The organism is Clostridium kluyveri (assembly GCF_001902295.1).
In the GTDB taxonomy this organism is placed as follows: Bacteria; Bacillota; Clostridia; order Clostridiales; family Clostridiaceae; genus Clostridium_B; species Clostridium_B kluyveri_B.
Window position 1 is genome coordinate 780,560 of the sequence record NZ_CP018335.1, and the last position, 17,788, is coordinate 798,347.

The following is a 17,788-nucleotide window of genomic DNA, read 5'->3' on the forward strand; positions in this document are numbered from 1 at the left end:
CCAATGTTTCTAGAAAAATATAATATGTATAAACATAAAAAAATAACAGTCACCCCCACAATGGAAGGTGACTTTTGTTCTGCAATTGAAGCTGGCCATAAAAATTTTTGCTACATTTTTAAATATCTGAAAGAGTATCCTTGGCAATACATTTCTGTAAATCCTTCAAATTATTATGATAATATCCCATAGTAATCTCCAGTGAACTATGTCCAGCTATTGATTTTACATCTAGCGGATTACTTCCATTTTTGATTAAGTTAGTTATCGCTGTATGTCGTAGCTTATGAGCAGAAGAACTCTTGTCTAATCCTGCCTTTTTACCATAATCTATTAACTGACCTTTTATGTGTGATAGATTGACCTTGTCATGAGATACGCTGGATAAAAATACATACTCACTGCCGACATCATTGCTAATCTCTATAAGCTTCTTTAAATATACTATTAACTTGCTATTTAATGGCACTACTCTCTGTGTCCTATTCTTGGCAGTTTCAGCATTTATAACAATGTACTTTTCTTTTAGATTTATGTCCTTAACTCTGATGTTTATTGTTTCGTTTATTCTTGTACCCACGGACAACATTAAAAGTACCAGTGTGTAATCTCTTAATCCCGCGTAGGATTTCATATTTATTACTTTCAATAGCTTCTTTATATCTGAATTGGTTAAGGGTTGCTTTTCATTCTTTACTTCTCTTACCTTTTTAACTCGTTCATTAATACGCTCTTTAACATATCCTTCCTGTTCCAAGAACTGCAAATACACCTTCAAATACCTAATGCGAATATTAACAGTATTTGGACTTACCTTCTCTAACATGTAGGAAATGTAGCCTCTAATCAAAGTTATGTCATATCGAATTTGCTTATCCGAATAGACTTCATTTATGTAATTGTTCAGATACAGGAAACTTCTGTCATAATCGTACATACTGCGTGGTGAAAGGTTTTGAGAGCGTTTGTAGATAAGAAATTCATTCTGTTTATTCATGAAATCTTGAATTGTAAAATAGATTGTTCTTAATTCTTTTACTTCTGCTTCAACCCCTATCGGAGTTACTTTTTCTGTCAATTGTAGTCTTTTGGCCATTTTCAACACCTCTAAAATTTATTACAGTACTATCGGACACTGAAAAATTTAATCCTTATCGGACTGTAATATAAATCTGTAGAGTTGCTGTAACATGTTGAAAATACTGTATGTATGGTGGAGGCGAGGGGAGTCGAACCCCTGTCCGAAAGCAGAAACATTTGAGCATCTCCGAGTGCAGTCCTTATTTTAGAATTCCCTCTCTTAGACGCCTAAGGACAGGCTTCTAAGTTCAGTAGCTTCATAAATTCCGTTTCCAGGTCAAAGCTTTCCTGGACTCGTTTCCCCACTGTCGACGCCAGACCCTAAGTCGTGGGAATCTTAGGCTGACGAGCTGCTATATTAGGCAGCTAATGCTAAATTATCGTTTTCGTTTATATTTAAACCCCATAGTTTTTTAACGCGGGCCCACAGGATTCCCTCGACTCGCTTCTCAAACACATCTTACCCCCGTCGAAACCAATTACGCCCCCAAGTTGATAATTTAATACTACATATAGCAGTAAGCCAATGTAGTATTAAATTATATCATTTAAGTTGTTCTAAGTCAACTTGTTTAAATATGAAAATTTCTAATATCAAGTAATTCAGAGGTTCAATCGGAGTTTCTATATGAGGAATACTTCTTCTCCATCTGAACTTTAGAAAAACTTATCCAAACGTGTAACAATGTTTACTTCCTTTTGAAAAAGATAGGAGTATTAGCAATGTTAGCGTTTGGATAAATGGATATTCAAGCATATTTTAAAAAATCACTTTCATTATACTTATATAAAGTGTAATTTGATTATCTTAAAGTAGATAATAAGTGAAATATGTGCGGCTAAATGCAGTATCAATATTACACTATAACCGTAAAATTATCAATAGTATACAAAAGTATATTAAGTTATATTTATGGTAAATACATTAATTCTTAAACCAATTTCATCTATTATACATTATATCAAAAATGCTGCAAATAAAGTAGTTACAAGTAAACCGATTATCACAGGTTTTAGATTTCTTCTAGCTAATTCAAATGCATCTACTTTGCATATGGCAGCGACAGGTATTACTGCCCAAGGAATTATAGTTCCTCCACCAACCCATATACCTGCTATTTGACCTAGGGCTGTTAACGTAGCTATTCCTCCGCCTATTGCAGTAGAAAATAATTTGGCTACGGATCCTACCAGGGATATTCCTGAAAAGCCAGAGCCGTCCAATCCCGTTATGGCACCTACAGCAGTTAAAGTTCCAGAAGCCAACAGTGGATTTAAAGGCACTATATTTGAAAGAGCCATTCCAAGGTCGTTAACTATTCCGTGAGAAGATTGAGGTAACACTTTACCGAATATTTCAATAAAGGCTGAATCACCCAGATAAAAGAATGCTGCTATAGGAATAACCACACCAAATACTTTAAAACCAAATTGAAGCCCTTCTACAATATGAGCTGTAATATTTTCTAAAGATTTTTTGCCATAGGCTATAATTGAAATGAAGCTTAGAATAAACAGAGAAGTTCCTCCAATTAGAGCAGTAGCATCTCCACCTTGGAGTTTATACATATACATTATTATTATATCTCCTAAAAATATAGCTATAATTAATATAGTTAATATTTTTCTAAATATATTGGAGGATATAACATTTTTTTCTTCATATGTTTCTTCTTCTTTATTAAAGCTGGTATTCAATTTATTATTTTTTATGTCTTTTCTCAGCATATAAAAAGCTGTTACTGTAGTCACTATTCCCATTACTATAGTTAATGGAATACTTGCAGACATTACACTGGAGACTCCTATTCCTGCTGCATCTGCTGTAAGTTTAGGTGCTCCTTGTATTATAAAATCACTGGACAGGGCAATACCGTGACCGAATAAGTTCATAGCTACTGCAGCTCCTATAGGAGGAAGGCCCACTTTTTTTGCTATGGGTAAAAATAACGCACCTATGAGAGCTACTGCAGGAGAAGGCCAGAAAAACCAGGATAATGTCATCATAACTATACCTATGATCCAATAGCACATCCAGTAGGATTTAATTATTTTCTTAAAAGGTGATACTAATTCTTTATTTATTCCTACTACAACTAGCACATTGCTCATGGCAGTTATTATGGAAATAATAAAGATGGTAGGCATAAGTTCTTTAGTGGCATAAATGAGACTATTGAAAATTTGTATAATGGATATATATATAGAATGGGTTGAGAATATTCCAAGGGTAAAAATGCCAACTATACATATGAGAGATATATCCCTTTTTAGAATCATAGCTAGGATTATCACTAAGATAAAAATAAGGTATATATAGTGCAGATTGGTTAATACGACATTCATATCCATCCTCCGCATAAAATAAATATATTAATAATTTATGCGGAGGAAAATTCCATGGTGATTAAAAAAATAAGTGTTTATCTAAAATATTTTACCTTGTTGATTGCTTTTTTGAATTTTTATTATGGTTTTGTGCTTCTTCTGTAATAGGTGTCTGTCCTTTACTTTTCATTTTCCTGGCTTTTTTATTGTCAGGTTGACTATCTTTTGGCATTATTTCAAACCTCCTAAATTAATATGCTTTCTTATTTCCGGTTTTAGCTTTTCCTTGAATTTCCGGAACAGGTTCTAAAGTGTTTTTTTTAATGTGAGTCTTTTTGTTGCTTTCAGTTCCATGCGGGTCTTTCGGATCAGGTCTTCTGGTACCTGCTTTAGCCATAGGGACACCCTCCTTAAAATTCATTCAAAATATAATTTATAATTTTATATTTCTTTCAGTAATATTATTTGTGAAAAATTGAAAAGATATATATGAATTATTAAAAAGACATACTGTTAAATTTAACTATCAATTTTTAAGAGAGGTGATATATTTATGAAGAAAAAATTTAGCATATTTATGTTGATTATATTTGCAGTATCATTTATGGCAATGTCTGTAGTATATTCTAGAGGTATTTTTAGTTCACAAAATGAAGATGAGCAGCTTAGAATAGATTCTAAAAGAGAAGATGAGATGCCAAAAAGATTTAGAAAGACCACAGATACTATTAAAGAGGATGACGATCTTCCTAATTTAACTGGGTTTTCTTCATTAAATGAGTCAGGGAGTGCACAGTTTACTACAAAAAATATAGGACTCATGAAAAAAGCTATAGGTAATATGCCTATATTTATAATAGATTTGAGAGAAGAATCCCATGGATTTATCAATCATTTCGCAGTGAGCTGGCTAGGAGAAGATGGGAAAAATAAAGGAAATAAAGGATTGACAAAGGAAGAAGTATTGAAGAATGAAGCTAAGAGATTGAATAGCATTAAATTAAAGGAACCAATTACCATAAAAAATAAAGAAATTATACCCACTAAAGTACAAAGTGAAAAAGAGTTAGTAGAAAAGAATAAGATGTTTTATGTAAGAATACCTGTTACTGACAATGAAAGACCTGGTGATGAAATGGTAGACTATTTCATAAAATTAGTAAAAAAGCTCCCTAAAGATGGCTGGGTGCACTTTCATTGTAAAGCTGGTATTGGAAGAACCACTACTTTTATGGTGATGTATGATATCATGAAAAATGGTAAACAGGTAAGTTTAGAGGATATAATGGAAAGGCAGGTCTTAATTGGAGGAAAAAATCTTCTTAAGCCTTCTTATAAACCGGGAAGTTATTCTTCAGAAAGATCTGAATTTATAAAAGATTTTTATGAATATGTAAAAGAAAACAAGGATGGATTTAATACCAACTGGTCTCAATGGGTAAAAGATAAAAGAGAGGTAGGCGTATTGGATTGGAATATAAAAATAGCATAATAATAAATAGTATAGTATTTATTATTATGGTTTTTGCAGCGGTGAATTTAAATGTAACTATAGTTATGGCAGAGAGTACAAAACAAAATACAGAAAAATCCATAAGTGCCGATGAAAAAAAGATTATTTATCTAACTTTTGATGATGGTCCCAGTAATATAACCAATAATATCTTGAATATATTGAGAGAAAAAAATGTAAAAGCTACATTTTTCGTTATAGGAAATCAAATACCAGATAATGAGAATATAATAAGGAGAATCGCAAGTGAGGGACATAGTATAGGGCTTCATACCTATACTCATAAATATGGTAATATTTATAAGAGTAGTGATAATTTCATTAAGGAGATGAATATTACAGGCGATATGGTTAAAAAGATTACAGGATTGGAAAGTCATATAATAAGGTTTCCAGGCGGCAGCAGAAAACATTTAAATAATAAACTTTTACAGAAATTACATGAAAATAAATTTAAAATATATGACTGGAACATACAAGCTTCCGATGGAATTAATGCTAAAACATCTCCTTATAAAATATTTAAAGAAACTACTACTAATCCAGAAAACCTTAATTCAATTATACTTTTAATGCACTGTGATTATATGCATAAAAATACTTGCATTGCTCTTCCTAAAGTAATAGATTATTATAAAAATCAGGGATATGAATTTAAAATTATAACAGAGGATACTGAAGAGCTATATTTTCCTATATCTACTAAAAGAACTTCGGGATTCTTTAAAAAAATACTTACAAATTAAAAGTTTAAGGCAAGATATTAAATTATAATATGTCTTGCCTTAAACTTTTATATTATCAATGTTTAATATTAGTTTTTATAAGTTCCATAAAGGTGTCAGGAGTAACCACTTTTATTTTAGAATTTTTATTTAATTCACTTATAACCTTTTCGATATCATCCATAGTTTTACTCCAGGCGTGTACATATACAAAAGTATAGGAGTTGGGATTAGTTATATCAGTATATCCTTTATCTGCATAAGAATTAATTTTTTCAACTAAGGTGTTGTTCTCTTCTAATTTGGACCATAGAAGATTTCTACATGAAACTATTGGTTTACCATTGCTCCACAGTATTTTTCCTTTATAGTCGTCCTGTCTGTGATAATTTAAATAAAATATGCCCTGTATATTGGGATATACGGTATACTTATCCCATAGAGCTATATTATCAAAAGACCAATTATCTAAAATTGAAATATATTTTTGATTTACGTTTTCCATATAATTATTTAACCTTTTAATATTTAATTCAAGGGCATCTTCTTTAAATTTACTGGGATACATGTAACCTGCTCCAGAAGGAGATACAATAAAGTTGTCATTGTAATCCTTTTGGGAAGCACTTTTATAATACAGCTTAAATACAGTAGGAGCCAGTTCGTATAGAGAAGGACTTATGGTGAATCCCATGTTGAATTTGCCACGGCTGGGAGAGCCATACCACTTTTTAGAGCTATAATTGTTTCCAAGAGTCCACTGTTGATTATCTCCATCTGACATAATAAATGTAACAAAATGAGTGTTCTCTTTAGAAAAACTATTTGAAGAGTTATTTTTTCGAGTTAAAATTTGGTATGGAAGTGCACTAAGTACAGTTAAATTATAGGACCAGTCTGCAGGAACTATGCTTACGCCGTGTTTTGAAGCTTCTTGTACATTTTCATATTCATCTGGTCCCCAGCCTAAACAAATGGAGTCCTTCTCCATGGAGCTAAATACTTTGTCCCGTAGGGGAAATTCTTTAGGGGCGTCTTCATAAAATACAAGACATTTACTCATTATGGCATAATCCCTTAAAGCTGTGCTTTTATTTGGAGACAGTTCAATTACAATAGAATGGCTTAATTTAGAATTCCATAGATTATTGTAGGCCCAGTATTTATCGGTATTTCTGCAATCACCTTTCAATTTTTTTATGCCATGATCTCTAAGTCTATTTTCTATGGATTCATCAATGGCTATACAATTTTTTAAAGCTGCCAGAGAGCAGGCATTATTTATTGAAGGATCTTTAGAAGAAGAATTACTATAGAGTACATATCCTTTTACATATGATTTGAATTTGTCCAACAAATACCAGGGATCTTTTACTATGTCATAAGTTACCCCATGATTTTGTTTTAAATCATCCAGCCATATATTGTAATCTGGATGACTTTTGCTTAAAATATATATCTGGGAATATGAACTAGTTGATATTACTCCCTGCAGAGTAGCTATCATTGTCTTTTCTTCTGGAGTTAAATTATTTTCGTATATTGCGTAAAGGTGAGTAGGTTTTTTAGGGTTCTTTATATAGTAAGAGTGCAGAGAAGAAGCATTTGCACCTGAATTAAATATATTGATACATAGGGTAAAAATAATAACTATGGTAAAAATTTTATTAAGTTTATATTTTAATTTCAAAAATTACACCTCCTTAGTGCTTATTATGCAAATTTTTTTAATAATTTATGTGTATATAGTATTGCTGAAAAATATATTGACAATAGATTTTTTATAACCTATCATATAAAATGTTATTGTAGTTAATTGAATATTAAAAATGCAAAGAAGGGGATTAGTAAATTTTATATTCTTTTTTAGAGAGGAAACATCTGGTGAGAGTTTCTAAAGAATTATTTTGAACCTGCCCTGGAGTTTCTGTATTTTAATTATTAGAGTACAGCGGTGATAATCGTTAAAATTTTAAGTGAGTATATTTGGTATCAAATATACTAATCAGGGTGGTACCGCCGATATGACCTCGGTCCCTTTAGGGGATTAGGGGCTTTTTTATATTTAAAATAATTTATAAAAATTATAATTAAACTTGGAGGTAATTAAATTGGATAAAAAATTGGTAGAGCAAATAACATCCAGAGATGAGGATTTTGCTAAGTGGTATACTGATATTGTGAAAAAGGCAGAGCTGGCTGACTACTCAAGTGTAAGGGGATGTATGATAATAAGACCTTACGCTTATGCCATGTGGGAACATATACAAGGCTATCTGGATAGAAGATTTAAAGAGACAGGTCATGAAAATGTATATATGCCCCTTTTTATTCCAGAGTCACTTCTTGAGAAGGAAAAAGATCATGTAGAAGGATTTGCTCCTGAAGTTGCCTGGGTGACTCAGGGAGGAAATGAAGAACTTACAGAAAAATTATGTGTGAGACCTACTTCAGAAACTTTATTTTGTGAACATTATGCTAAAATAGTTCAATCTTATAAGGATCTTCCAAAATTATATAATCAATGGTGTTCTGTGGTAAGATGGGAAAAAACTACAAGACCTTTTTTGAGAACTACTGAATTTCTGTGGCAGGAAGGTCATACAATACATGCTACTAAAGAAGAGGCAGAAGAAGAGACTATAAGGATGCTTAATATATATGAAGAACTATGCAGAGAAATGCTGGCTATTCCTGTTTTAAAAGGACAGAAAACTGAAAGTGAGAAATTTGCAGGCGGAGAAGCCACCTATACCATAGAATCATTAATGCATGATGGAAAAGCGCTGCAGTCGGGTACATCCCATTATTTCGGCCAAAATTTTGCAAAACCTTTTGAAATGCAATATTTGGATAAAAACGGTAAATTGCAGTATGTATATCAAACTTCCTGGGGAATAACCACTCGTATTATAGGAGCTCTTATAATGGTACATGGAGATGACAATGGATTGGTAGTTCCGCCAAGAATAGCCCCCCTGCAGGTAATAATAGTTCCTATAGCCCAGCATAAGGAAGGAGTACTTGAGAAGGCAAATGAATTAAAAGAGGAATTAAGTAAAATTGTACGGGTAAAAATTGATGATAGTGATAAAATGCCAGGGTGGAAATTTAGTGAACATGAAATGAAAGGTGTACCTATTCGTTTAGAAGTGGGACCTAAGGATATTGCAAAAAATCAGGTTGTACTCGTAAGGAGAGATACTAGGGAGAAGATAATAGTACCTATGAGCAATCTTTGTGATGAAATACCAGCGTTATTGGATAATATTCATAATTCCATGTTAAAAAAAGCAGAGATGTTTATAGAAGAAAATACGCATAATGCTGTAGATATGGAAGAATTTAAGGCTATACAAAATAATAAAAAAGGCTTTATAAAAGCCATGTGGTGCGGGGATGCCAGGTGCGAAGAGAAAATTAAAGAACTTACTGGTGCAACTTCAAGGTGTATTCCGTTTAATCAGGAACATATTTCAGATAATTGTGTATGTTGTGGAAAGAAAGCAGATAAATTAGTTTATTGGGGTAGGGCATATTAAAATAATTATTTAGAAAATACTGATAGATATAGATGACTTGGTAAATAGTTATAATGAAAAGAGATACTGTGAATTTTCATAGTATTTCTTTTTTATATTAATAAATAACTTTGAAAATATATTATAAAGTATTAAGAAAGAAAACATTTATTGTTATAATATAACTAGAATTATAAGTCATAGTGATGTGGAGGCTCATACAAATTATGTTCAATGGTAAAAAATTCAAAGACAATAAATTTATATATTTTATTTGTTATGCATTGTTAGCTATTATAATTGTATTTACAGTTAATGAATATTTTAACGGATTAAAATATGAGCATATAAAATACAGCGATTTTGTCAATTATATTAACCAGAATAAAATATCCCAAGTTAAAATAGGAAAGGATAAATTGTTCATAACACTTAAGAGTAAGCAAAATGAAGAAGAAAAAATACTTTATACGGAAAAGTTAAATGATCCAGATTTAATACAAAAATTAGATGCTGCCAATATTAAGTTTGATGGGTCATCCCAGGAAAATGCTGTAATGAAGAACATTTTTACAGGTTGGATTTTACCTGTAATTATACTTATGTTTTTTGCAAAAGTTATTTTAGGAGCATTAGGTAAAAGAATGGGCAGTGGAGTTATGTCTTTTGGTAGAAATACTGCCAAGATATATGCAGAAAATGAAACTGGTGTTAATTTTGAAGATGTAGCAGGGCAGGAGGAAGCTAAAGAATCTCTTGTTGAAATAGTAGATTTTTTGCATAACTCTCAAAAATATGCTTCTATAGGAGCTAGACTACCTAAGGGTGCACTTCTTGTAGGTCCTCCGGGTACAGGAAAAACTTTGCTTGCAAAGGCGGTAGCAGGAGAGGCGAAAGTTCCCTTCTTCTCCATATCAGGTTCTGCTTTTGTGGAAATGTTTGTAGGCATGGGCGCTGCCCGGGTAAGAGATTTATTTCAACAGGCACAGGAAAAAGCTCCCTGCATAGTTTTTATAGATGAAATAGATGCAATAGGCAAGAGTAGAGGGGGAAATGTGTCTGGAAATGATGAAAGGGAACAGACTTTGAATCAGCTTTTGGCGGAAATGGATGGATTTGATTCTTCAAAGGGTGTAGTGATATTAGCTGCTACAAATAGACCGGAAGTTTTAGATAAGGCACTTTTAAGACCGGGAAGATTTGATAGGAGAGTAGTAGTTGATAGACCAGATTTAAAGGGTAGAGAGGATATATTAAAGGTCCATATAAAGGGAGTTAAGGTTTCAAAAGATGTAGATTTAAATGCTATAGCAAAATCTACTCCTGGAGCTGTAGGAGCAGACCTTGCCAATATAATAAATGAAGCAGCACTTAAGGCTGTTAAAAATAACAGGTATGAAGTAACTCAGGATGACCTTCAAAATGCTGTAGAATTAATTATAGCTGGTAAAGAAAAAAAGGATAGAATACTTTCTCCAGAAGAAAAACGCCAGGTTGCTTTTCACGAAGTAGGGCATGCACTGGTAGCAACACTATTAAAACATACAGATCCTGTTCATAAAATAACTATAGTACCAAGAACTATGGGATCTCTTGGATATACAATGCAGCTTCCTATAGAAGAGAAATATTTGATTACCAGAGAAGAGATGATAGATCAGATATGTGTTATGTTAGCTGGAAGAGCTGCAGAAGAGGTTAGGTTTAGTAGTATATCCACAGGAGCTGCCAACGATATTGAAAGGGCAACTGAAACTGCCAGAAGTATGGTTACCGTTTATGGAATGACAGAAAGATTCGATATGATGGCACTAGAATCAATACAAGATAAGTATCTAGATGGCAGACCAGTACAAAATTGCAGTGCAGAAACTGCTTCAATTATTGATGAGGAAACTTTAAATATAATAAAACAATGTCATAACAAGTCCAGAGAACTTCTAAAAAACAATATAGAATTACTTGAAAAAATATCAGAAGAACTTATTGAAAAGGAAACTTTAATGGGGGATGAGTTTATGGGCATAATAAGAATGTACAGAGATAGAGGAAAATAGATCTTATCGATAGGAACTTTAATAATTAAAAGTCAATGAAATGGAGATATAAATATGTATGAAGAGAATTCAAAAAAGGATTTACACAGGGAACTTGAACTCAATTTAGAAAAACAAAAACTAAAAGAAGTATTAAAAGAAATTAAAATCCAAATATTAAATTATGTGAATATTAGAAAACAAATTGTAAGTTCCATACTTGACTTGAGAGAAAAAAACTTAGAACAGTATAGAGATGATGAAGACCAATATGTAGAATATTTTAGTCATGAAATGTATGCAAGAGAAGAGCAGTATAGATTGGTAAATAAGAATATAAGAGAACTTTCCATACTTAAATCCTCACCTTATTTTGGAAAAATTGAGTTTGAGGATAGTTATGGAAAAGAAAGTATATACATAGGGAGATTTGGAATGACGACAAGGGAAGACTATGAACCCATTGTGATAGATTGGAGATCTCCTGTATGTGCCTTATTTTATGAAGGTAAATTAGGAATTTTGAAGTATCAATCTCCAGCAGGGGAAGTTGAAGCAGAAGTACTCTCAAAAAGGCAATTCATTATAAAGAAATCCAGTCTTTTGGGGATGTTTGATTCCAGTCTGGACGTAAAAGATGAAATATTACAAATGGTACTCAGTAAAAATGCAGGAGAAAAGTTAAAAGATATAGTAATGACCATACAAAAAGAACAGGATAATATAATAAGACAGCCAAGAAAAGGAGCAGTTGTGGTAAATGGGGTAGCGGGAAGTGGCAAGACCACTATAGCTTTGCACAGGGTGGCATATCTTCTGTATAATTACAGGAAAATACTACAGGAAAGGGTACTTATACTAGGGCCTAATAGCATATTTATAGACTATATTTCAAGAGTACTTCCTAGTTTAGGAGAAGAAAAAGTTATTCAAACAACTTTCAGAGAATTCTTTGGGAGTATGATAAACTTGCCATATATAATGAGTTTTAGGGAGTATACAGAAAATGCTGTGAATAAGAATAGAGAATTTATTGATGAGGTTATATATAAGGGTTCTTTAAAATATATGGATGATATAAATAAATTAATTGATGTTGTGGAAAAGTCTTATTTTAAAATGGAGGATGTACTATTTTATGATAAGGTAATAGTGTCTAAAGAACAGATGAATAAAATGTTAACATATGATTTTAAAAGTATGCCTTTATTCAAAAGAGTTAGAAGACTAAAGAGAATTATCTATTCAAAAATAAAAGATGAAAGAAATATTTTAGTAAATCTTATTCAAAAAGACTATAAAGATAGAATTGAAAATATGACAGAGGGAGAACTTAATGATTTTCAAACTGATCTAGAATATAAAAGACGAAATAAAATAAGAAATGTGATATATGAAGTAATAAAAATTAAAAAGGAAAAATTAAAGTGGATGAATGAGCCGGATGTGCTTTCTATATATAATTACTTTAATAAAAATAAGCCTCTGATTTATAATGATCTAGCCGCTATTTTATATCTTAAGATAAAATTAGAAGGATTAAAATATAACAAGGGAATAAGGCATATAGTGATAGATGAAGCTCAGGACTATTCACCTCTTCAGTTTTGGGTTATCAAGGAACTTACAGACTGTAAGTCATTTACCATAGTAGGGGATGTAAATCAAATGATTATACCCTCAGAGAACAAATGTGCCATGATGGAATTAAAAGATATTTTTACCGATATAGAAGTGAAGAATTTTTCATTGGACAAAAGCTATAGATCTACAAATGAAATAATTAGTTATGCAAATAAATATTTGAAACATAATAAAATAATATCTTTGGTGAGAAAGGGAAAAGAAGTTGTAGAAAAACAAATAGATAATCATAAAGAACTTGTGGACAAAATACTCCATGATGTTGTAGAATTAAAGGAGAGAGGTTACGAAAGTATTGCTGTAATATGTAGGGATTTAAAAAATACAGAAGCCTTAAGTGATTTAATTAAAGGAAGAATGCATATAAATCTTATAGATAGAGAAAATATGATTTATTCTAGTGGAGAAGTTATTCTTCCATCTTACTTTGCTAAAGGTCTGGAATTTGATGCCGTTATAATGGTAGATACCTCTCAAAGTAATGACGATACATTAAAATATATAATGGCCACAAGAGCTCTACATGAATTGTATGTGTATAAGACTTCCTCGATTAATTAAAGTTTCTAAGCTTCAGGTTTTGTTAAATTATCCTGAAGCTTAGTGTTTTATCCGGACATTATCATGGTTAATACCTCCATTTTCTCCAAAGTGAAAATAGGTGGATAAGTACAGATAATCGCCTGGATAAGTTCTTCTAAGATTCAGATGGAGATATGCATTCCTCATGAGTGAACTCCGTCTGAACCTAAGAATCACTTGATAAGGAGATTATAAAATTATGATAAATAAATCAGTGCAGTTAATTGAAAAAGCGGAATATGGGCATAGATTGGATAAAAACGAAATAGTTCATTTGCTTCAGGATGATGGATGTAATGAGAAACTTTTTAAGGCATCTGACAGGGTAAGAAAAGAATATGTTGGTGATAAAGTTCATCTAAGAGGATTGATAGAATTTTCAAATATGTGTAAAAGAAATTGTATGTATTGTGGGTTAAGGTGTGATAATAAAAATATTGAAAGATATAGAATATCTCCAGATGATATTATTGAACTTGCTAAAAAAGCAGAGGGGTATGGATATAAAACCATAGTTATGCAGTCTGGAGAGGATGATTACTATACTGTAGATAAGCTTAAATATATAATATCAAATATAAAGAAAATGGATATGGCACTGACTTTAAGTATAGGTGAAAAGACCTTTGAAGAATACAAATCTTTTAAAGAAGCAGGTGCAGATAGGTATCTAATAAGGATAGAGACCACAGATGAAAAGTTATATAAAAAAATGCATCCGGGTATGAGTTATAAAAATAGAAAAAGATGTTTAAGAGATCTTAAAATTTTAGGGTATGAAGTAGGCACAGGATGTTTGATAGGACTTCCAGACCAGAGTATTGAATCTTTGGCAGAAGACATATTGTTTTTTAAAGAAATAGATGCGGATATGATAGGAATAGGCCCTTTTATTCCAAATGAAGATACTCCATTAAAAGATGAAATGGGAGGGAATTTTATAACTAGCATAAAAGTTATGGCTGTAATTAGATTGTTAATGCCAGATATAAATATTCCGGCTACAACAGCCATGGAAAGTTTGGAGTTAAATGGTAGGGAAATAGCTCTTCAAAGTGGGGCAAATGTAGTTATGCCCAATGTAACAGAAGGGGTGTATAGAAAACTTTATGCTCTTTATCCGGGTAAAATTTGTACCGGAGATACACCGGCTCACTGCAGAAGCTGCATTACAGGAAAAATAAATAATATAGGTAGAAGTATTTCTGACTCTAAAGGGTTTAGAATAAAATCAGTGGTTTAGTAAATTAAAACAATTGTCTGAAAATAATGGAAAAGAGTTTTCTGACTAAAAAAGTTGAAATTAGTAAAAGTTTATGATAAACTTAGGGCAATTTAATAATTTGGCTGCCTAGGGTAGAGGTGCTGTAATTAATAGTATTTATTTTTAATCGGCAGATGTTTGAAGAATAAAGAAAGGAATTACAGCCGAAAAGTTAGTTTGGCGAACCTAACTTTGGCTTTGCATATAATATGTGTAAGGCTGTCACTGAGATATATCTTGGTGGAGAGCTACAAGGGTACACAGCTGTGCATAATGTGCAGTATAGGTCTGTGTTCCTTTACTGCACTTATTTTTTATCCTGATGAGGTATAATTAGCCACTGCTCCAGCTTCTTTAAAGTGGAGTGGATGTGCAGGGCCGCACATATGGATAAATTCTTTTAGGATTCAGATGGAAAAAAGTATTATTTTATAAGTGAAATTCATCTAAACCTAGAAATCATATGATAATCAGAAATAGGGAGGAGTATTATGGCAATTATTGTTCAAAAATATGGAGGAAGTTCTGTAGGCACTCCAGAAAAAATAAAAAATGTAGCAAATACCGTAGTAAATAAAGTAAAGGCCGGAAATAGTCTGGTAGTTGTAGTGTCAGCTATGGGAGATACTACGGATGATTTAATAGCGCTTGCAAGACAAATTACGGATAATCCAGATAAAAGAGAGCTGGATGCACTTTTATCCACGGGAGAAATGATGTCCTGTGCACTGCTTGCAATGGCTGTCAAAAATTTGGGATATGATGCGATAAGTTATACAGCTTATCAAATTGGAATAAAAACCAGTGGTCAATATGGTAAATCTCTTATAGATGATATAAATGCAGATAGAATGAAGAAAAGTTTAGATGAAGGCAAAATTATAATTGCAGCAGGCTTTCAAGGTATAAATGATGAAGGAGATGTAACTACCCTTGGCAGGGGTGGTTCAGATACTACAGCTGTGGCTATAGCTGTAAAGTTAAATGGAGTATGTGAAATATACACCGATGTAGATGGAATATACAGTGTGGATCCTAGAAAATATAAAAATGCCCAAAAATTGGATGAAATAGATTATGAGGAGATGTTGGAACTTTCAAGTCTAGGGGCACAAGTTATGCATTCTAGGTCTATAGAACTTGCACAAAAATATAATATACCTGTGTATGTAGGATTAAGCAATAGTAATATAAGAGGAACAGTTATTAAGGGGGTAGATACAATGAATTTAGAAAGTAAACCAGTAACAGGACTTGCGACCAGTGATGAGGATATTGCAATTACGGTAAAAGATATTAAAAATGATATAAATATTATTTCAAATTTATTTGAGAGTGTAGCAGAAAAAAAGATTAATGTAGATATGATAAGTCAAACTGCACCTATAGGTGGCAAGGTTAATGTATCCTTTACCATACCAAAAGATGATATGAAAGAATGTCTAACTATTCTAAAATCCTACTTTAATAATAATCAGGTGGATATAGATGAAGACATAACCAAGTTTTCCATAGTAGGTATAGGAATGAAAACCACTTCAGGAGTAGTTGCAAAAATGTTTAAGTTATTTAGAGAAAATAATATAGCTGTAAAGATGATAACTACATCAGAAATAAGAATTACATGTGCTATAAAGCAAGAAGACAAAATGAAAACAATAAGTATTATAGCAGAAAAATTTAACTTATAAGGGTTTAATTATGTTTTTGGCAAAAACTTTTAGGAGGATACCAGTGTGAGATTAATAGGTAATATGGAAGTTAAAGATAATGTTTTATATATTGGGGGAATAAGTACTGAAAAATTAGTAGAAGACTATAGAACCCCACTTTATGTAATAGATGAAAAACTAGTTAGAGATAAATGCAGAAGATATTATAAAGCTTTTAAAGCACATAAAAATAATAAAGTCACTTATGCTGGTAAGGCCTTCTTAAATTTAGCTATGTGTCAGATAATAAATAGTGAAGGACTGTATTTAGATGTGGTGTCAGAGGGAGAGCTTTATACTGCTTTAAAAAGTGGCTTTCCTATGGAAAAAATTTATTTTCATGGAAATAATAAAACATTAGAAGAAATAGAAATGGGAATAGATGTTGAAGTGGGAAGATTTGTAGTAGATAATCTTTATGAAATGGATAAGATAAATTCTTTGGCAAAGGAAAAAGACAAAATACAGAAGGTACTTTTAAGGATAACTCCTGGAATAGAAGCTCATACCCATGAGTATATAAAAACAGGACAGATAGATTCCAAGTTTGGATTTACTATGATAAACGGTGAAATCATAGATGTAGTAAAGAAAGCTATAAGTCTTTCTAATATAAAACTTACAGGTATTCACTGTCATATAGGCTCACAGATATTTGAAACCAAGCCTTATGAAGATGAAGTTGAAATTATGCTGAAACTGGTAAGGAAGATAAAGGATGAAACTGGATACGAAGTAGAAGAGCTGGATCTTGGGGGAGGATTTGGAATATATTACACTCCAGAGGATAAGCCTAAGACTGTAGAAGATTTCTGTAGTATTATACTGGAAAGGGCAGAATTGAAATCAGAGGAATTAGGTATAAGATTACCATCTTTAGTAATAGAACCTGGCAGGTCCATAATAGGGAATGCAGGAACGACCCTTTATACCATAGGTGCAATAAAGGAAATTCCGGGTGTAAGAAAGTATGTGTCTGTAGATGGAGGAATGGTAGATAATATAAGACCTGCACTCTATAATGCTCCTTATGAGTGTGCCGTAGCAAATAGAGTAGAGGATGGCAGTAAGGAAGTGGTGACTATAGCGGGAAAATGCTGTGAATCAGGAGATGTATTGATAAAAAATGTACAACTTCCAAAAGTTCAATCAGGAGATATATTGGCTGTATTTACTACAGGAGCCTATGGATATTCCATGGCAAGTAATTACAATAAGATTCCAATTCCAGCAGTGGTTTTAGTAAAGAATGGACAATCAAGACTAATCTCTAAAAGACAGAGTTTTGATAATATGATAGAAAATCAAATAATGTTGTAATTTAATTCCATCCTACTTGGGAATTTATATTTTCACTTTTATTGGGAACAATAATGAAAGTAC

The 17,788-nt window shown here is 32.1% G+C and carries 13 protein-coding genes, 1 other RNA gene, 1 riboswitch and 1 other annotated feature; of the genes, 8 read left to right on the forward strand and 6 right to left on the reverse strand.

Features of this window, described 5'->3' with window-relative positions; genetic code table 11:
• Positions 1-118 precede the first annotated feature (118 nt).
• The 5 genes from BS101_RS04170 to BS101_RS23230 form a co-directional block, all read right to left on the reverse strand.
• Positions 119-1,096, reverse strand: coding sequence for a tyrosine-type recombinase/integrase (locus tag BS101_RS04170; RefSeq protein ID WP_073537679.1), 978 nt, complete (start codon positions 1,094-1,096; stop codon positions 119-121).
• Between the two features lie 115 nt (positions 1,097-1,211).
• Positions 1,212-1,569: a transfer-messenger RNA gene (gene ssrA, locus BS101_RS04175) on the reverse strand.
• 468 nt (positions 1,570-2,037) lie between these two features.
• A complete protein-coding gene (locus BS101_RS04180; RefSeq protein WP_073537680.1) occupies positions 2,038-3,426 on the reverse strand; it encodes a hypothetical protein in 1,389 nt (462 codons plus the stop codon).
• Positions 3,427-3,517: 91 nt separating this feature from the next.
• Complete coding sequence (locus BS101_RS24200) at positions 3,518-3,640, reverse strand: hypothetical protein (protein ID WP_265874612.1); 123 nt, start codon at positions 3,638-3,640, stop codon at positions 3,518-3,520.
• Between the two features lie 18 nt (positions 3,641-3,658).
• Entirely contained in the window at positions 3,659-3,805 is a 147-nt protein-coding gene (locus BS101_RS23230) for a hypothetical protein (protein ID WP_198039567.1), read from the reverse strand.
• Positions 3,806-3,961: 156 nt separating this feature from the next.
• Between BS101_RS23230 and BS101_RS04185 the strand changes: the two genes are divergently transcribed.
• Both BS101_RS04185 and BS101_RS04190 read left to right on the forward strand, forming a co-directional pair.
• Positions 3,962-4,900, forward strand: coding sequence for a fused DSP-PTPase phosphatase/NAD kinase-like protein (locus BS101_RS04185; protein WP_073537681.1), 939 nt, complete (start codon positions 3,962-3,964; stop codon positions 4,898-4,900).
• On the forward strand, positions 4,879-5,667 hold the full coding sequence (locus BS101_RS04190) for a polysaccharide deacetylase family protein (RefSeq protein ID WP_073537682.1): 789 nt from the start codon (positions 4,879-4,881) through the stop codon (positions 5,665-5,667). Before BS101_RS04185 ends, BS101_RS04190 begins: the two co-directional genes overlap by 22 nt.
• 55 nt (positions 5,668-5,722) lie before the next feature.
• Here BS101_RS04190 and BS101_RS04195 read toward each other — a convergent pair whose 3' ends face one another.
• A complete protein-coding gene (locus BS101_RS04195) occupies positions 5,723-7,336 on the reverse strand; it encodes a GxGYxYP domain-containing protein (RefSeq protein WP_073537683.1) in 1,614 nt (537 codons plus the stop codon).
• A gap of 135 nt (positions 7,337-7,471) precedes the next feature.
• Positions 7,472-7,688, forward strand: a binding site (T-box leader).
• A 63-nt stretch (positions 7,689-7,751) separates the two neighbouring features.
• On the opposite strand from BS101_RS04195, the gene proS reads away from it, so the two are divergent.
• The 6 genes from proS (at position 7,752) to lysA (ending at position 17,725) form a co-directional block, all read left to right on the forward strand.
• Positions 7,752-9,188, forward strand: coding sequence for a proline--tRNA ligase (proS, locus tag BS101_RS04200; RefSeq protein ID WP_073541124.1), 1,437 nt, complete (start codon positions 7,752-7,754; stop codon positions 9,186-9,188).
• A 206-nt stretch (positions 9,189-9,394) separates the two neighbouring features.
• The gene (ftsH, locus tag BS101_RS04205; protein ID WP_073537684.1) at positions 9,395-11,224 is read left to right on the forward strand and encodes an ATP-dependent zinc metalloprotease FtsH; all 1,830 of its coding nucleotides are present in this window, start codon (positions 9,395-9,397) and stop codon (positions 11,222-11,224) included.
• 54 nt (positions 11,225-11,278) lie between these two features.
• The gene (locus tag BS101_RS04210; protein ID WP_073537685.1) at positions 11,279-13,408 is read left to right on the forward strand and encodes a HelD family protein; all 2,130 of its coding nucleotides are present in this window, start codon (positions 11,279-11,281) and stop codon (positions 13,406-13,408) included.
• A gap of 220 nt (positions 13,409-13,628) precedes the next feature.
• Positions 13,629-14,672 carry a [FeFe] hydrogenase H-cluster radical SAM maturase HydE gene (gene hydE / locus BS101_RS04215; protein WP_073537686.1) on the forward strand — a complete coding sequence of 348 codons (1,044 nt, stop codon included), beginning with the start codon at positions 13,629-13,631 and terminating at the stop codon, positions 14,670-14,672.
• Positions 14,673-14,778: 106 nt separating this feature from the next.
• Positions 14,779-14,952: riboswitch (Lysine riboswitch) on the forward strand.
• 232 nt (positions 14,953-15,184) lie between these two features.
• Complete coding sequence (locus BS101_RS04220; RefSeq protein ID WP_073537687.1) at positions 15,185-16,384, forward strand: aspartate kinase; 1,200 nt, start codon at positions 15,185-15,187, stop codon at positions 16,382-16,384.
• Between the two features lie 45 nt (positions 16,385-16,429).
• Complete coding sequence (gene lysA / locus BS101_RS04225) at positions 16,430-17,725, forward strand: diaminopimelate decarboxylase (RefSeq protein ID WP_073537688.1); 1,296 nt, start codon at positions 16,430-16,432, stop codon at positions 17,723-17,725.
• The last annotated feature ends 63 nt before the right edge of the window (positions 17,726-17,788 follow it).